10 protein-coding genes are annotated in these 16,834 nt (G+C 70.5%); 8 read left to right on the top strand and 2 right to left on the bottom strand.

Features of this window, described 5'->3' with window-relative positions; all coding sequences use genetic code 11:
- The first annotated feature begins 310 nt into the window (after positions 1 to 310).
- The 5 genes from AB0B96_RS10105 to AB0B96_RS10085 all read left to right on the top strand — a co-directional run bounded on the left by AB0B96_RS10105 (position 311) and on the right by AB0B96_RS10085 (position 9,665).
- Complete coding sequence (locus AB0B96_RS10105) at positions 311 to 877, top strand: hypothetical protein (RefSeq protein ID WP_350948508.1); 567 nt, start codon at positions 311 to 313, stop codon at positions 875 to 877.
- 13 nt (positions 878 to 890) lie between these two features.
- Complete coding sequence (locus AB0B96_RS10100; protein ID WP_350948507.1) at positions 891 to 3,032, top strand: flotillin family protein; 2,142 nt, start codon at positions 891 to 893, stop codon at positions 3,030 to 3,032.
- Positions 3,029 to 8,206: a DNA repair ATPase gene (locus AB0B96_RS10095; protein WP_362897463.1), complete on the top strand. Its 5,178-nt coding sequence runs from the start codon at positions 3,029 to 3,031 to the stop codon at positions 8,204 to 8,206. Before AB0B96_RS10100 ends, AB0B96_RS10095 begins: the two co-directional genes overlap by 4 nt.
- 50 nt (positions 8,207 to 8,256) lie before the next feature.
- Positions 8,257 to 8,637, top strand: a complete 381-nt coding sequence (locus AB0B96_RS10090; RefSeq protein WP_362897462.1) for a DUF488 family protein — start codon at positions 8,257 to 8,259, stop codon at positions 8,635 to 8,637.
- 197 nt (positions 8,638 to 8,834) lie between these two features.
- Positions 8,835 to 9,665 (top strand): phosphoribosylaminoimidazolesuccinocarboxamide synthase, encoded by an 831-nt coding sequence (locus AB0B96_RS10085; RefSeq protein WP_362897461.1) that lies wholly within the window; start codon positions 8,835 to 8,837, stop codon positions 9,663 to 9,665.
- Positions 9,666 to 9,813: 148 nt separating this feature from the next.
- On the opposite strand, the gene AB0B96_RS10080 is transcribed toward AB0B96_RS10085, so the two are convergent.
- Positions 9,814 to 10,617, bottom strand: a complete 804-nt coding sequence (locus tag AB0B96_RS10080; protein WP_350948503.1) for a PP2C family serine/threonine-protein phosphatase — start codon at positions 10,615 to 10,617, stop codon at positions 9,814 to 9,816.
- An 84-nt stretch (positions 10,618 to 10,701) separates the two neighbouring features.
- On the opposite strand from AB0B96_RS10080, the gene AB0B96_RS10075 reads away from it, so the two are divergent.
- From AB0B96_RS10075 to AB0B96_RS10065, 3 genes are all read left to right on the top strand, one after another.
- Entirely contained in the window at positions 10,702 to 12,693 is a 1,992-nt protein-coding gene (locus AB0B96_RS10075; protein WP_362897460.1) for an N-6 DNA methylase, read from the top strand.
- A 25-nt stretch (positions 12,694 to 12,718) separates the two neighbouring features.
- Entirely contained in the window at positions 12,719 to 13,612 is an 894-nt protein-coding gene (locus tag AB0B96_RS10070) for a serine/threonine-protein kinase (protein WP_362897459.1), read from the top strand.
- Positions 13,613 to 13,737: 125 nt separating this feature from the next.
- Positions 13,738 to 14,670 (top strand): MBL fold metallo-hydrolase, encoded by a 933-nt coding sequence (locus tag AB0B96_RS10065; protein WP_362897458.1) that lies wholly within the window; start codon positions 13,738 to 13,740, stop codon positions 14,668 to 14,670.
- An 81-nt stretch (positions 14,671 to 14,751) separates the two neighbouring features.
- Here the strand turns inward: AB0B96_RS10065 and ctaD are convergent, their stop codons facing one another.
- Entirely contained in the window at positions 14,752 to 16,419 is a 1,668-nt protein-coding gene (gene ctaD, locus AB0B96_RS10060) for a cytochrome c oxidase subunit I (protein ID WP_362897770.1), read from the bottom strand.
- Positions 16,420 to 16,834: the final 415 nt, after the last annotated feature.

Below are 16,834 nucleotides of genomic sequence, written 5' to 3'. Positions count from 1 at the left end.
TGACCTCCGCGACGGTTTTCCGGAGCGTCTTCTCGCGACAGAGCCGAGGACGCGGAGCCCGCTCCCGCTCCTCCGCTTCCGCATGCCCCCTGCCACCGGCCCTCGTACGCGCCGGTAGCCGCCGCACTTAAAGATCATGCGGATTCTGTCCGCTTCGGGAACTATCTCCTTTAACTGTTCTTTATCTGTATATAGTCACCTACACGTGTTCAGGGGACCACGTTCCGACAGATCAGCGGGGGGATTTCGCACGCCAATGGGCCAGTTCGTCGATGCCGCACTGTCTTTTCCGACCGTCCTGTTCACGTTCATGCTTGTGGTGATCATCGCGTACTGGATGCTCGTCGCGGCCGGCGTGTTCGGGTTCGACGGTGATGGCGGCGACGGCGGTGACGGTGCCGAGGCGACGGGGGCCACCGGTTTCCTCAGCGGTCTGGGACTCGGCGGAGTCCCGGCCGCGGTGGTCGTCTCGCTGCTGGTCGTCGTCGCGTGGTTCGCGAGCCTCGTGGGCGGCACGCTGTTCACGAGCACCCCCGCCCTGGTCGCCGTACTGGTCGCGGCACTGGTCTGCGCCTGGGCATGCACGCGCCTCGTCGTCCTCTCACTGCGACGGCTCGTCCCGAAGGAGCGCGTCCCCTCCCGCGCCGACTTCGTGGGCCGCGTGTGCGTCATCCGCACGCGCCGCGTCGGCCGTGACTTCGGCCAGGCCGAGGTCACCTCCGCCGACGGCTCTTCCGCTCTCGTTCAAGTACGACAGACCGGTGACGAGGATTTCGCCGCCGGCAGCGTCGCCCTGATCTTCGCCTATGACTCCCCCGGCGAGTTCTTCTGGGTGATGCCGTACGACGCGGAACTCGACCCTGATCGTTCCATTTAACCGAGGGGCCACATTGGACGTCATATCCACCGGGCTCGGCATCCTTCTCGCCGTCGTCCTCCTCGTCGTCATCGGCATGCTCTTCATGATCAGCCGGTTGTTCTACAAGGTGGAACAGGGCAAGGCCCTGATCATCTCGAAGATCAACAAGGTTGACGTCACCTTCACCGGCGCCGTCGTGCTGCCCGTCTTCCACAAGTCCGAGCTGATGGACATCTCGGTGAAGACCATCGAGATCGCGCGCACCGGCCGTGAGGGCCTGATCTGCCGCGACAACATCCGCGCCGACATCCGCATCACCTTCTTCGTCCGCGTCAACAAGACCGTCGAGGACGTGGTGAAGGTCGCCCAGGCCATCGGCACCGCACGCGCGAGCGACCAGGAAACGCTGCAGGAGCTGTTCAACGCCAAGTTCTCCGAGGCGCTCAAGACGGTCGGCAAGCAGCTCGACTTCGTGGACCTCTACACCCAGCGTGACCAGTTCCGCGACCAGATCATCCAGGTCATCGGCACCGACCTCAACGGCTACAGCCTTGAGGACGCGGCCATCGACTACCTGGAGCAGACCTCCCTGGCCGCCCTGGACAGGAACAACATCCTCGACGCGCAGGGCATCAGGAAGATCACCGAGCTCACCGCCATCGAGCACGTCCGGACCAACGAGTTCCAGCGGCGCGAGGAGAAGGAGATCACCCGCCAGAACGTGGACGCGCGGGAGGCGATCCTGGAGCTGGAGCGCCGGCAGGCCGACGCGGAGACCAAGCAGAAGCGCGAGGTCGAGACCATGCGGGCCCGCGAGGAGGCGGAGACCGCCAAGGTCCAGGCCGAGGAGCGGCTCAAGGCGCAGGCCGCGCACCTGCGCACCGACGAGCAGCTCGGCGTCCAGCACGAGAACCAGGCCCGTGAGATCGCGGTGGCGGCGAAGAACCGCGAGCGGGTCATCGCCATCGAGACCGAGCGCATCGAGAAGGACCGCCTGCTCGAGGTGATCGCCCGCGAGCGCGAGACCGAGCTGTCGCGCATCTCCAAGGACAAGGAGCTGGAGGGCGAGAAGCGCTCCATCGCCGAGGTGATCCGCGAGCGGATCGTGGTGGAGAAGACGGTCGCCGAGCAGGAGGAGAGCATCAAGCGCCTGCGCGTGGTCGAGGAGGCCGAGCGGACCCGCCAGGCTGTGATCATCCAGGCCGAGGCCGAGGCGCAGGAGAGCCTGGTCAAGGACATCAAGGCGGCCGAGGCCTCCGAGGCGTCGTCCAAGCACCGGGCGCGCGAGGCGCTGGTGCTGGCCGAGTCGCGGCAGCAGGCGGCCGAGCTCGACGCCCGCGCCAAGATCCGTCTCGCCGAGGGCGTGCAGGCCGAGGCCGCCGCCGTCGGCCTGGCCGAGGTGCAGGTACGCGAGCGGGACGCCGCGGCGATCGAGAAGGTCGGCCGCGCCGAGGCCGCCGTCGAGCGGGAGAAGGCGCTCGCGATCGCCGAGGGCGAGCAGGCCAGGGCCCACGCCGCCGCCACCGCGGTCCGCGAGAAGCTCAAGGCCGAGGCCGAGGGCGAGCAGGCCATGGCGCTCGCCGCGGCCGCGACGGTCGGCGAGAAGCTCAAGGCCGAGGCCGAGGGTCTCACCGAGAAGGCCGCGGCGATGGCCGCGCTCACCGACGCGACCCGCTCCCACGAGGAGTACCGCCTGCGCCTGGACGCCGAGAAGGAGATCCGCCTCGCCGGGGTGAACGCCCAGTTCAAGATCGCCGAGGCGCAGGCCTCCGTGGTGTCGGCCGGATTGTCCAAGGCCAACATCGACATCGTCGGCGGCGACACCGTTTTCTTCGACCGGCTGATGAACTCGATCAGCATGGGCAAGGCCGTGGACGGCTTCGTGGAGAACTCCGACGTCACCCGCACCCTGGCCGGGCCCTACCTGGACGGCTCGGCGAGCCTCCCCGCCGACCTGGGCAGGGTGATCGGCTCGATCGACACCGCCGACGTGCGCAACCTCTCGCTGTCCGCGCTGCTGATGAAAATGATGAACGAGGGCGGTCCCGACGCGGACAAACTGCGCGGCCTGCTGAGTGAGACCCAGGCGCCGGCCACGACCGAGGTCCCCGTCGCGGCGCTCGACACCGTCGGCAACTCCACCGGCAACTCCACCGGATCCGTCAAGCGGTGACGTCCTCCACGGCGGAGGCCGTCACCGGCGCCCCCGGCGAGGGGGCGGGGCTGGACGCGGGCACCTACGAGGTGCTCCGCGCCCGGCTGGCCGAGCAGGCCGCCGAGCTGGCCCGGCAGTCCGACGCGCTCAACGCCGAACGCCTCGCGGTGTTCGGCGGGGCCGAACTGCGTCTCATCGGCACCGAGCGGATACGCACCGAGAACAATTGCGTGCCTCGCGACATCGTCTCGGTCGGCGGGCTCATGCTCTTCGGCTACAACGTGTTCATCGGGATGAAGCCGGAGACGACCATCGAGGACGTCTTCTCCGCGCACACGTTCGTCCGGGAGGACGGGGGCGGCGGGAGCGGCGGGAGCGGCGGGAGCACGGAGAACGGCGGGAGCGCGTTCCGGTTCGACCCCGTGCCGATGTTCCGCGACCCGCGCTTCGAGCGGGACTTCGCCGACCTCTACCGGTACTACCGGGAGACCCGGCTGCTCCAGCTCCGCCGGGTCGAGGGCAAGTTGCTCGCCGTCTTCCAGACCGGCCCGCAGGACACCCGCGTGCTGCGCTGGCAGGTCGATGCCGACGGCACGCTCTCGTACATCGACGACCGTGGCGAGCGCGACCACACCTTCCCGCCCTCGCACGACTTCGAGTGGATTCCCACCACCCGCGACGACCACGTGCTGGGCCGCCACCCGCACATCTCGATCGAGGGCGAGGTGTTCGTCGAGACCGTCGGCGGCGACCTCACCATCAAGATCGAGAACAACACCGAGAGCGGGGAGGGCGTCTACCGTGAGCCCGTCACGGAGCCGCTGCAGAGCCTCGCCGACGCGGAGGTCCACCACGCCAGGATCGGCCCGCTGATCCTGCTGCGGGTGCGGCCGTACAAGGAACCCGAGTGGCGCCACCTGGTGTTCAACACCCGGACCAAGGAGGTGGTCCGCCTCGACGGCATCGGGCAGGCCTGCCAGCGCCTGCCCGAGGACCAGGGGATCATCTTCCCCGGCGGCTACTACCTGTCCACCGGGGTGAACAAGACGTTCGACACCGACGTGTCCGAGCTGGAGTTCGAGCGGGTGATCCGCTCCCCCAACGGCGAGGACGTGCTGTACGTCTTCCACGCCCGCGCCGAGGGCCGGTCGCTGCTGCTGCCGTACAACGTGATCCGCAAGCGGGTGGAGACCCCGCTGTCGTGTCATGGGTACTCGCTGTTCGACGACGGCACTCTGGTCGTCTTCAGGGCCACCTCCGACGAGCCCACCCGCGTCCACCCCATGCAGGTCTGGCAGACGGCCTACCAGTCGGACGTCTACGCGGCCGGGCGCCCGGTCGGCACCGGGCCGCTGGAGCGGATCGGCAACGCGGAGCTGGTGCGCGGCATCTCCGACTGCCTCTCGGTGGCGCGGATGGTCGAGGAGATGGCGCCGTCGATCCCGGTCTTCGAGGCGCTGATCGCCTCCTGCGCCCGGGTCTTCGACCACTACCACTGGCTGGGCGAGCACCGGCTGCGCGGCCCGCTCGCCGACCTGCGGGCCACCGCCGAGCAGGTGCTCGACGAGTTCGAGAAGGTCCAGTCGCTCACCCGGCAGGCCGCCGAGGCGCTGGAGACCGCCGAGGCCGAGGTCACCGCGCTCGTACGGCACACGCGGGCCGACGCGCCCAGGTCCGCGCGGGGCTGGATCGACCGGCTGTCGGAGCTGCGGCGCTCGCAGGGACACCTGGTGACCCTGCGCGAGCTGCGCCACGTCGACACCGCGAGGATCGACGCGCTCGACGCGGAACTCACGACCGAGCTGGGCGGCACCGCGCGGCGCGCGGCGGAGTTCCTGCGGGGGGACGACGCCTTCGCCGGGTACCACGCGGAGGTCGAGCGGCTGGTCGCCGACGCGGGCGCCATCACGACCGTGGCCGAGGCGGGGCCGGTCGGCGAGCGGCTGGAGGGGCAGGCCCGCGGCCTGGAGATCGTGGTCGAGGTGGTCGGCACGCTCGACATCGCCGACGCCACGGTGAGGACCGCCATCCTGGAGCGGGTCGGCGAGGTGCTCGGCGGGGTGAACCGCGCCCGCGCCACCCTGGAGGCCCGGCGCGCGGAACTGCTCGCCGGTGAGGGGCGGGCGGCCTTCGCGGCCGAGTACGCCCTGCTCGGGCAGGCGATCACCGGGGCGCTCGCGATGTCCGACACCCCCGAGCGCTGCGACGAGCAGCTGGGCCGCCTGATGCTCCAGCTGGAGAACCTGGAGTCGCGCTTCACCGAGTTCGACGACTTCCTGGGGCAGCTCGCCTCCAAGCGGGAGGACGTCTACGAGGCGTTCTCCTCGCGCCGCCAGGCGCTGCTGGACGAGCGGGCCCGCCGCGCCGACCGGCTCGCCGACTCGGCGACGCGCATCCTGTCGAGCGTGCGGCGCCGGGTGGCCGGGCTGACGTCGCTGGACGAGGTCAACACCTACTTCGGGTCCGACCCGATGGTGCTCAAGCTGAAGGGCGTGGCCGGGGAGCTGCGCGCGCTGGGCGACCAGGTGCGCGCCGAAGAGCTCGAAGGCCGGATCAAGTCGGCCCGCCAGGAGGCTGGCCGCGCCCTGCGCGACCGGCTCGACCTCTACAGCGACGGCGGGGAGACCATCCGGCTCGGCCGCCACCTGTTCGCGGTCAACACCCAGGCGCCCGACCTCACCCTCGTCCCGCACCAGGACCAGATGGCCTTCGCCGTCACCGGGACCGACTACCGCTCCCCGGTGCGCGACGCGGCCTTCGAGGAGACCCGGCCGTTCTGGAACCAGCTGACGGTCTCGGAGTCGCCCGAGGTCTACCGGGGCGAGCACCTCGCCGCCTCGATCCTCGCCGCCGCCGAGGCCGGCACCCTGTCCCTGGGGTCCCCGGGCTCCCCGGGCGGGCGGCAGGTCTCCCTGGACGCGCTGCACGAGGCCGCGGTGGACGGCGGGGAACTGCTGGAGATCGTCCGCAAGGTGGCGGAGACCCGGTACGACGAGGGCTACGAACGGGGTGTCCACGACCACGACGCCACCGCGATCCTGCGGGCCGCGCTCCGCCTGCACGCGGGCGCCGGACTGCTGCGCTACCCGCCCGCCGCGAGGGCCGCCGCCCAGCTCTTCTGGGCCTTCGGCACCGACGAGACGGCCCGCGCGGCGTGGACCACCCGGGCGACGTCGCTCGTGCGGGCACGGGCCTTGTTCGGCGGGGTGGAGGCGGTCCAGGAGACCCGCGCCGCCCTCGGCTCCGCGATCACGTCCTTCGTCCGGGGTCTCCACGACCGGCCGGGCAGCGCGGCGGGCGCGCTCGCCGTCGCCGCCACGAGCACGGCCGGGGAGTCCCGGACGGGCGGGACGCGCACGCGGGGGGACGAGGGCGTCTTCGAGCTGGCCGGGGAGTATCTCTTCGAGGAGCTGCCCGGCAAGCCGTTCGGTTTCGTGACCGGTGCGGGGGCGCGATCGCTGCTCGACCGGTTCGACCGGGCGCTGGGACCGGCGCGCGGGGAGTTCGAGGACGACCTGCGGGCGCTCGGCGACGACCTCGCCGCACGCCACCGCCTGGCCGAGGCGTGGCTCTCGGCCTTCGAGGGCTCGGCTCCCGGCTCAGGGTCGGGTTCGGGCTCGGCACTGGGTTCGGGCTCGGCGCTCGGCTCGACGTCGGCGGGAGGCCGGGAAGCGGGCGCGGGAGGGGCTCCGGGAGCCGGTTCCGCGGAGCTGGTGGAGGCGGTGGCCGTACTGCTGTGCGAGGTGCCCCGGCACGACTCCTCCGCGGCGCTGACCGTCACGGTCGAAGGGCTGCTCGGCACGCACCCGCGGATCTCCGGGCACGCGATGGAGCTTCGCCTGGACGAGTTCCTGACCAGGACCCGGCACTTCCGCGACCACCGCGTCCCCGCGTACCGCGCCTACCAGAGGCGGCGCAACGAGCTGGTCGCGGCCGAACGCGAGCGGCTGAGGCTGGAGGAGTTCCAGCCGAAGGTGATGACCGCCTTCGTCCGCAACCAGCTGCTCGACGAGGTCTACCTGCCGCTGATCGGCGACAACCTGGCCAAGCAGCTCGGCGCGGCCGGGGACGCCAAGCGGACCGACCAGATGGGCATGCTGCTGCTCATCTCCCCGCCGGGCTACGGCAAGACCACCCTCATGGAGTACGTGGCCAACCGGCTCGGGCTGATCTTCGTCAAGGTCAACGGCCCGGCCCTGGGCCACCTGGTGACCTCGGTGGACCCGGCGCAGGCGCCCGACGCGACGGCGCGGCAGGAGATCGAGAAGATCTCCTTCGCGCTGGAGATGGGCAACAACGTCCTGCTGTACCTGGACGACATCCAGCACACCTCCCCCGAGCTGCTGCAGAAGTTCATCTCCCTGTGCGACGGCCAGCGCCGGATGGAGGGTGTATGGGAGGGGAAGACCCGCACCTACGACCTGCGTGGCAAGCGCTTCGCGGTCTGCATGGCGGGCAACCCGTACACCGAGGCGGGCAAGCGCTTCCGCATCCCCGACATGCTCGCCAACCGCGCCGACGTGTGGAACCTCGGCGACGTGCTGTCGGGGCGGGACGAGCTGTTCGCGCTGAGCTACATCGACAACGCGCTCACCTCCAACCCGGTCCTGGCGCCGCTCTCCACCCGCGACCGGGGCGACATCCGCCTTCTGGTACGGCTGGCGCGGGGCGACTCGGGGGTCCGGGCCGACCAGCTCTCCCACCCGTACTCCTCGGTGGAGCTGGAGCAGGTCCTCGCGGTGCTGCGCAAGCTGCTGCGGATCCAGCGGGTGGTGCTCGCCAACAACCAGGCGTACATCGCCTCCGCCGCCCAGGCGGACGCGTCACGGACCGAGCCTCCGTTCCAGCTCCAGGGCTCGTACCGGAACATGAACAAGCTCGCGGCCAGGGTCGTCCCGGTGATGAACGACGCCGAGCTGGAGGCCGTGATCGACGACCACTATCTCGGCGAGGCCCAGACCCTCACCTCGGGCGCGGAGGCCAACCTGCTCAAACTGGCCGAGCTGCGCGGCACCATCACCCCCGTGCAGGCCGCGCGGTGGGCCGAGGTGAAGACCGCCTACCTGCGTTCCCAGGCTCTCGGCGGCGCGGAGGACGACCCGATGACCCGCGCGGTCGGCGCGGTCGGCCTGCTGGCCGACCGGGTGAGCACCGCCATCGAACACGCCGCCGACCGCCTCTCACCCGACTGATCGACTCCACCGGGTGGCTGCCATTACCGTCACCCGGGAACGACCACGTCATGGCTGACGAACCAGAAGTACGGGTGCGCCGGATCTACGAGGAGCCGGAGGCCGAGGACGGTGCCAGGGTGCTGGTCGATCGGGTCTGGCCGCGCGGGCTCTCCAAGGAGAAGGCGCATCTTCAGGAGTGGTGCAAGGCGGTGGCGCCCTCGACCGAGTTGCGCAAGTGGTACGGCCACGATCCGGCTCGGTTCGAGGAGTTCCGCCACCGCTACCGGGCCGAACTGAAGGACCCCGAGCGGGCCGCCGCGCTGGAGCACCTGCGGGAGCTGGCGAGGCGGCGAACGGTGACGCTCCTGACCGCGACCAGGCAGGCCGACATCAGCGAGGCCGTGGTCCTGGCCGACCTGCTGCGGAGTCGACCGCGGCGTCCCACGTGAGCTTGGCACCGAAGGGAGCACGGCCCTGCGAGTAGCGAGGGCCGTCGGCCAAGGGGGTCGCGAAACTCTCCCCCGAGCAGGTGAGGGGGTGCCCGGTTGCCGGGTCGCCGCCGGATCTCGAATACGGTGGGCAGGTGTCGGTCAGCGACCGGTGGCCCGCGAGGTGGCCGCCGGGTCGAGCGAGAGCAAGGAACGCAGTGAAGCTTCTTCATTCAGGGAAGGTCCGCGACGTCTACGAGGACCGCGGGGACATCATCCTGGTGGCGTCCGACCGGGTGTCGGTGTACGACGTGATCCTGCCCACCCCGATCCCCGACAAGGGGAAGATCCTCACACGGCTGTCACTGTGGTGGTTCGACCAGCTCGCCGACATCGTGCTCAACCACGTGATCTCGGCGACCGACGTGCCCGCCGAGTTCGAGGGGCGCGCGGTGCGGTGCAGGAAGCTGACGATGGCGAAGGTCGAGTGCGTCGCGCGCGGCTACCTGACCGGAGGCGGTCTGAAGGAGTACCGGGAGCACGGATCGGTCTCCGGCGTACCGCTCCCGCCCGGTCTGCTCGACGGCTCCAAACTGCCCGAGCCGATCTTCACCCCGTCCACCAAGGCACCGCTCGGGCAGCACGACGAGCCCATCTCCTTCGAGGACGTCGTCGCCCTGGAGGGCGCGGAGGTCGCCGAGGAGTTCCGGCGGATCACGCTGGAGATCTACCGGCGAGGCTCCGAGCTCGCCGCGGAGCGGGGCGTCATCATCGCGGACACCAAGATCGAGCTGGGCTGGGACTCCGAGGGCACCCTCGTGCTCGGCGACGAGGTGCTCACCTCCGACTCCTCCCGATTCTGGCCCGCCGACCGGTGGGAGCCCGGCCACGCGCAGTTCTCCTTCGACAAGCAGTACGTGCGCGACTGGGCGACCGGCACGGGCTGGGACAAGAAGGAACCCGCCCCCGAGGTGCCCGCCGAAGTCGTGGAGATCACCCGGCAGCGCTACATCGAAGCCTACGAACGCATCACCGGCAAAACCTGGTAAATCCAGGAGCCCGGCGCCACCAAGCCGCGTGACCTGCCGAACGCCGGGAGCCGGTGCCCTCGGTGAGCGTCGAAGGCCAGGGCCCGCGAGTCGGGGGCCCGGGGTCCTCCTGCGGGAGGTCGCCCTCGGCCGTCCGCGGGATCGCGGGTCAGAGGGGAAGTTTCCGCTCGACCGCGGCGCCCACGATGGCCGGGCCCGGCTGGGCCGCGCCGGTGGGCGCCCCGAAGTCGGCCACGATGCAGGTGATGTTGTCGGGGCCGCCGCCCCGGTTGGCCAGGTCGATGAGCCGGCGGACGGCCTCGTCGGGGTCGGAGATCTCGGTCAGCGTGTTGAACAGGGTCTCGGGGCCGACCACGGCGGTCAGACCGTCGGAGCAGAGCAGGTAGCGGTCCTGCGGGTAGGCCTCGCGCAGCGAAAGGTCCAGCTCCCCGTCGCCGGTGCCTTCGAGGACCCGCAGCACCATCGACCGGCGCGGGTGCTCGGCGGCCTGCTCCGGGGTGATCCGCCCCTCGTCCACCAGCGACTGGACCAGGGTGTGGTCGTGGGTGATCTGGTACAGGGCGCCGTCGCGCAGCATGTAGGCCCGGGAGTCTCCCACGTGGGCCAGGGCGAAGGTGGCACCGTTCCAGAGCATCGCGGTCAACGTGGTGCCCATGCCGCGGAGCGTGGGGTCCTGCTCGCTCATGTCGTGCAGCGTGTGGTTCACGTCCCTCGCCGCGCCCTTGAGCGCGGCGAGCAGGTCGACACCGTCGGCGGGCAGGGTGTCGTCCAGCTTCGCCATGGCTGTGACGGCAAGTGAACTGGCGACCTCTCCACCCGCGTGACCACCCATGCCGTCGGCTATGGCGAGCAGGCGTGCACTCGCGTAGCCCGAGTCCTCGTTCGCCTCACGACGGACACCCACGTCGGAGCGGGCCGCGTAGCGCAGTGCAAGTGGTTGGTTCAGTGCCATGAGGGCAGTAAATCATTGGTTGAAGCACTTCACAAGCAAAGTCGTTGTAGACCGTTGCGGCACGGTCAACTACTGTGACCCACCATGGAGGAGAGTCAGGAGATCACCGTGAACGCGGGCGACATCGCCCGGCTCGCCGGGGTCGGCAGGGCTGCGGTGAGCAACTGGCGCCGCCGCCACGAGGACTTTCCCCAGCCGGTGGGCGGCACCACCTCCAGCCCGCTGTTCTCCCTGCCCGAGATCGCCGTGTGGTTGCGCGCGAACGGCAAGTCGTTCGAGGTCTCGCTCGGCGACCTGGTCTGGCAGCGGATGCGCACCTCGGTCGACGACCTCAGGCTGGGCGAACTCGTGGGCGGGGTCGGCGCGTTCCTGCTCTTCCTGCGCCGCGAACCCACCCTCTGGCGTGATCATGGTACGAAGTCTCTCACCCGCGTGGCCGAGGTGACGACGGATCTTCCCGGCTCCGCCGATCTTCTTCTGGACGACCTCGCCCTCGTCCGGCTGGTGGCCGAGCTCGCCGCCGAGCGCGACCCGCTGGAGGTCTTCGAGTTCCTGTTCCAGCGCTACGCCGAGGCCCACTCCCGCCAGCTCCCGGTCACCAGGGACGACGTGGCCGCGCTCATGGTCGGGCTCGCGGCCGGGGAGGGCGGCGTCGTCCTCGACCCCGCGTGCGGCGTCGGGACACTGCTGCTGGGCGCGGACTCCCTCGCCGGGCCGCGCACGGGCTCACGGACGGACTCGCGCACGGGCTCACGGACGGGCCGCAGGGGGCGTACCCGGTCGGAACGGAAGACCGTCCTGATGGGGCAGGAGATCAACGAGTCGAACGCGCTGCTCACCGCCGTACGGGTGCTGCTGCGCGGCGCGGAGGCGCGGATCGTCGCCGGCGACTCGCTGCGCGAGGATCGCCTCGCCGGTGAGCTCGCCGACGCCGTGGTCTGCGACCCGCCGTTCAACGAACGGGTCTGGGGACACGAGGACCTCGCCGGTGACCCGCGCTGGGAGTACGGGCTACCGCCGCGCGGGGAGTCGGAGCTGGCGTGGGTGCAGCACTGCCTGGCCCGGGTGAGACCGGGCGGCCTGGTGGCGATCCTGATGCCCACCGCCGCCGCCAGCCGCCGTCCCGGCAAGCGGATCCGCGGCAACCTGCTCCGGGCGGGCGCGCTGCGTGCCGTGGTGACGCTCGCGCCCGGCGGTCCCGACCTGTGGATCCTCCGCAGGCCCGACGGCGGGCGTCCGCCGTCCCGGCTGCTGCTGGTGGACGCCGGTGACGACCTGTCGATCGTGGAGCCCGCCTGGCGCGCGTACCAGAAGGACCCCGAGGCCGAGCTGTCCGGCGAGAGCAGGACGGTACGGATCATCGACCTGCTCGACGACGAGGTCGACCTCGCCCCGTCCAGGCACCGCCCGCAGCACGGCGGCCCCGACCTCCTGCGCGACTTCACCGACGCCCTGGCCGGCTTCAAGGAGACCTCGGCCCTGCTCTCGGACGCCACCCCCGCCCTCCAGCCGCTCGCCGAACGGCAGGACCTGCCGACCACCACGGTCGGCGAGCTGGCCAAGGCGGGACTGATCACGATCCTGCAGGCACCGGCGAGGATGTCCGCCGACGAGGGTCCCCTGCCGGTGCTGACCGCCGAGGACACCGCGGCGGGCACGCCGCCCTCCGGCCGGACCACCCTCGACCCGGCCCTGGTCATGATCCGGCCGGGTGACGTGGTGACCACCGTGCTGGGCGCGGTCAGGGTGATCACCCACGGCGGCGCGGCGCTCGGCCCGCAGCTCACGCTCTACCGGGTCGATCCGCAGCGGCTCGACCCCGGGTTCCTCGCCGGGTTCCTGCGCTCCGCCGACGCGGCCAGGATCCATCCCAGCTCCAGCCGCCTCGACGTGCGGCGGGCGCGGGTGCCGGTGCTGCCGCTGTCCGACCAGCGGATGTACGGCACCGCCTTTCGCGAGCTGTTCGAACTGGAGGACAAACTGCGTGAAACACGGACGCTGGGGGAAACGCTGATCCGGCTAGGCTTTGACGGACTGGTCGACGGCCATCTCCGGCCGTGCGACCAAGGGGCTTGATGCCCGCAGGTCCAGGGGAGGGTCGATGGTCATCGGCGACCGGTACGTGCTCGACGACCTCCCTCTCGGCCAGGGAGGCATGGGGGCCGTCTACGGCGGTCACGACAAGCATCTCGACCGCAGGGTGGCCGTCAAGTTCCTGAAGTTCCTCACCGGCCCCGACGAGGAGCTGAAGCGGCGTTTCCTGCGCGAGGCCCGCATCCTGGCCAGGCTGGAGCACCCCGGCGCTCCGGTCCTGTACGACTTCGGCACCTTCGACCAGCGGCTCTTCCAGGTGATGCAGTTCATCGAGGGCGTCACCGTGGCCGACGTGGTCAGCGAGCACGGCCCGCTCCCCGTGCCCTGGGCGGCGGCGATCGCCGCCCAGGCGTGCGCGGTGCTGACGGCCGCCCACGCGCTGTCCGTCTGCCACCGCGACCTGAAGCCGACCAACCTGATGCTCTGCCCCGACGGGAGCGTGAAGGTCCTCGACTTCGGCCTGGCCGTGCTGCGCGAGTCCGACTCCACCCAGTTCACCCGGGTGGGCCAGATCCTCGGCACCCCGTCGTACATGGCCCCCGAGCAGATCCAGCGCGGCCTGTCCGGCCCCCGCAGCGATCTCTACGCCCTCGGGTGCGTGATCCACGAGATGCTGACGGGCCGCCAGCTGTTCACCGGCCCCACCGAGTACGCGGTGTTCGAGCGCCAGGTGAAGGAGCGCCCGCCGCGGGTGCCCGGCATCCCTGACGAGCTGAACCGCCTCCTCGCCGACCTGCTGGAGAAGGACCCGGACAACCGCCCCTCGGGAGCCGACGTCCTCTACGAGCGGCTGCAGCCCTTCGCGGTGGACCTGCCGATGCTTCCCGGCTTCCTGCACCCGTCGTCGGTGCCGAGCCCGGGGCGGATGTACGCGCGGATGGTCGGCCGGGTCCTGGGGTGAGGCCCTGAACCGAGGCGCTGCGCTGAGGCCCCGGACCGGGGGCCTGCGCTGAGGCCCCCGGGCTGAGGTCCTGGGTTGAGGTCCCAGGCTGGGGGCCTGCGCCGAGGTCCCGGGTTGGGGGGAGAATGCGACTCGTGGAAGGTCGATGGGTCGAGGTGGCGGACCGGGTGCTCGTGCGGCGGTACGCCGAGCTGGACCTGTCCGTGGGGCTGGTCATGGGCGACGGCGGCTGCCTGGTGGTCGACACGCGGGGAGACGAGCGGCAGGGGGCGGAGCTGCTCGCGGAGGTGAGACGGATCACCCGCGACCCGTGGACGGTGGCGATCACCCATTCACACTTCGACCACAGCTTCGGCACCCGGTCCTTCCTCGGCTGCCCGGTCTGGGCGCACGAGGACTGCCGCGCCGACCTGGTCGAGAACGGCGAACGGGCGAGGGACGGGTGGGAACGGTACTACCGGGATCTGGGGCGGCCGGACATCGCCGACGACATCGCGAGGACCGAGATCGTGCCGCCGGACCACCTGGTGACCGACCGGACGCGGCTCGTCGTCGGGGACCGCCCGGTCGTCCTCGCCCACCTCGGCCGCGGCCACTCCGGCAACGACCTCGTCGTTCACGTGCCGGACGCCGGGGTGATCTTCGCCGGGGACCTGGTGGAGAACGGCGCGCCGCCCGCCTACGAGGACGCCTATCCCCTCGAATGGCCCGCCACACTCACCGGGCTCCTCGGCCTGCTCGACCGGCCCGACGACGGTCCCGGTCCCGATGGAACGACCGAGTCTTTCCCCGCCTCCGGTGACACGACCACCCCCACCCCCACCCCCACCCCCACCTCCGGCTCCGGCTCCGGCTCCGGTGGCACGGTCGTTCCCGGGCACGGCGACCCGGTCGACCGTGCGTTCGTCCTCGCCCAGCACGCGGAGATCGCCGCCCTCGCCGAGTTGTGCGGGCGGGTGGCGGCAGGTCTGCTCTCCCCCGCCGACGCCGTACGCCTGTCGCCGTACCCCGAGGAGACCACCGAGATCGCCCTCGGCCGCGTCACGGGTGGCCCCTGAGAAGGGCACAGGGAAGGGAGCGGACCGCCTCGCCGGGCCCGGACGCCCTGACGGCCCGTCGCATCACCACCGTGCCGCCGGTCAGATCTCCTCTTTGAGCCTCGCCGCCGGGTCGAGCTGGCGCGGCTGCATCGCCACCCTCGGATGGTGCAGGTCGAAGGCGGGCCGCTCGGAGCGGATGGCCGGGATCGAGGTGAAGTTGTGCCGGGGCGGGGGGCAGGAGGTGGCCCACTCCAGCGAGTTGCCGAAGCCCCACGGGTCGTCCACCGTCACGCGCGGAGCGTGGCGAGCGGTGTACCAGAGGTTGTACAGGAACGGCAGCGTGGAGAGGCCGAGCAGGAGGGCGCCGATGGAGGAGATCAAATTGAGGGTGGTGAACCCGTCGAGCGCGCTGTAGTCGGCGTAGCGGCGCGGCATGCCCTCCGCGCCCAGCAGGTGCTGGACGAAGAAGGTGACATGGAAGCCGATGAACAGCGTCCAGAAGTGCAGCTTGCCCAGCTTCTCGTTCAGCATCTTGCCGGTCATCTTCGGCCACCAGAAGTAGAAGCCGGAGAACATCGCGAACACCACGGTGCCGAAGACCACGTAGTGGAAGTGCGCGACCACGAAGTACGAGTCGTGCACGTGGAAGTCCAGCGGCGGGGAGGCCATGATGACCCCGGTCAGCCCGCCGAACAGGAACGTCACCAAGAACCCCACGACGAACAGCATGGGCGTGTCGAATGAGATGTGCCCCCGCCACATGGTCCCGATCCAGTTGAAGAACTTCACCCCGGTCGGGACCGCGATCAGGAACGACATGAACGAGAAGAACGGCAGCAGCACCCGGCCCGTGGCGAACATGTGGTGCGCCCACACCGTCATCGACAGCCCCGCGATGGCGATCGTCGCGCCGATCAGGCCGATGTAGCCGAACAGCGGCTTGCGGCTGAAGACGGGAATCACCTCGGTGATGATGCCGAAGAACGGCAGCGCGATGATGTAGACCTCCGGATGGCCGAAGAACCAGAACAGGTGCTGCCACAGGATCGGCCCCCCGGTCTGCGGGTCGTAGATGTGGGCGCCGAACTTGCGGTCGGCCAGCAGGGCGAGCAGCGCGGCGGCCAGCACCGGGAAGGCCATCAGCACCAGGACACCGGTGAGCAGCGTGTTCCAGGTGAAGATCGGCATGCGGAACATCGTCATCCCCGGGGCCCGCATACAGATGATCGTGGTGATGAAGTTCACCGAGCCGAGGATCGTGCCGAGCCCGGACATCGTCAGGCCCACGATCCACAGGTCTCCGCCGAGCTGCGGGGAGTAGGTCGCGTGGGAGAGCGGCGTGTACCCCGTCCAGCCGAAGTCGGGGGCACCCCCGCCGGTGAGGAAGCCGAAGCTCGCGATGAGCCCGCCGAACAGGAAGAGCCAGAAGCTCACCATGTTGAGCCGGGGGAAGGCCACGTCGGGCGCCCCGATCTGCAGCGGCATGACCACGTTCGCGAACCCGGCGAACAGCGGTGTGGCGAACAGCAGCAGCATGAGGGTGCCGTGCATGGTGAACAGCTGGTTGTACTGCGCCGTGGTCAGCACCTGCAGTCCCGGCTGGGCGAGCTCCCCCCTGATGACCATGGCCATCAGCCCGGCGAACAGGAAGAAGACGAACGATGTCATCAGGTACATGTAGCCGATGACCTTGTGGTCGGTGCTGGTGAGCCAGCGCACGACGATCGAGCCCGGCTCCTTCGCGCGTGGCGCCAACGGTGAGGTCAGCGGCTCCTCGCGTGACTGTTCGGAGGTCGTCACGACCCACCCCCTTCGAACCGGCTCGCCCTCGAACCCGCCGTCCCCGAAGAGGGGCCCATCCTCGGACCGGCCCATCCCCGAAGCAGACCCGCCCCCGAACCGGCCGTTCCAAACCGGCCGATCCTCCAACAAACCGGATCATCCTCGAATCGGCGCGGCATCTGGATTCCACCGCCTTCTCCCGGCCATCCCCAGGGAAAGCGGCTCCCACTCGCCCGCCCCGCCATCTTGCCCGCCCGATGACCTGGCGATTAATCCTCCTTATCCGCTCCCCGGGCATTCCGCGGCCCCGCGTCCCACCCGCTCGCCGCGGCGTCCGTACGAGCCGCGTGGGCAATATGGGACGGCCCATCACGCTTGACCCGGGGGTAGAGGGGGCACG

The sequence above is a fragment of the Streptosporangium sp. NPDC049046 genome (assembly GCF_040649155.1).
Taxonomy (GTDB): Bacteria; Actinomycetota; Actinomycetes; order Streptosporangiales; family Streptosporangiaceae; genus Streptosporangium.
Note: the sequence above shows the minus strand (reverse complement) of the source record. Positions and strands in the feature narration are given on the sequence as shown.

What these genes read in the sequence shown, in the direction of transcription:
- AB0B96_RS10105 (WP_350948508.1), top strand. Translation starts at nt 311, where the DNA reads ATGCTTGTGGTGATCATCGCGTACTGGATGCTCGTCGCGGCCGGCGTG.
- AB0B96_RS10090 (WP_362897462.1), top strand. Translation starts at nt 8,257, where the DNA reads ATGGCTGACGAACCAGAAGTACGGGTGCGCCGGATCTACGAGGAGCCG.
- AB0B96_RS10080 (WP_350948503.1), bottom strand. Translation starts at nt 10,617, where the DNA reads ATGGCACTGAACCAACCACTTGCACTGCGCTACGCGGCCCGCTCCGAC.
- AB0B96_RS10075 (WP_362897460.1), top strand. Translation starts at nt 10,702, where the DNA reads ATGGAGGAGAGTCAGGAGATCACCGTGAACGCGGGCGACATCGCCCGG.
- AB0B96_RS10070 (WP_362897459.1), top strand. Translation starts at nt 12,719, where the DNA reads ATGGTCATCGGCGACCGGTACGTGCTCGACGACCTCCCTCTCGGCCAG.
- AB0B96_RS10065 (WP_362897458.1), top strand. Translation starts at nt 13,738, where the DNA reads ATGCGACTCGTGGAAGGTCGATGGGTCGAGGTGGCGGACCGGGTGCTC.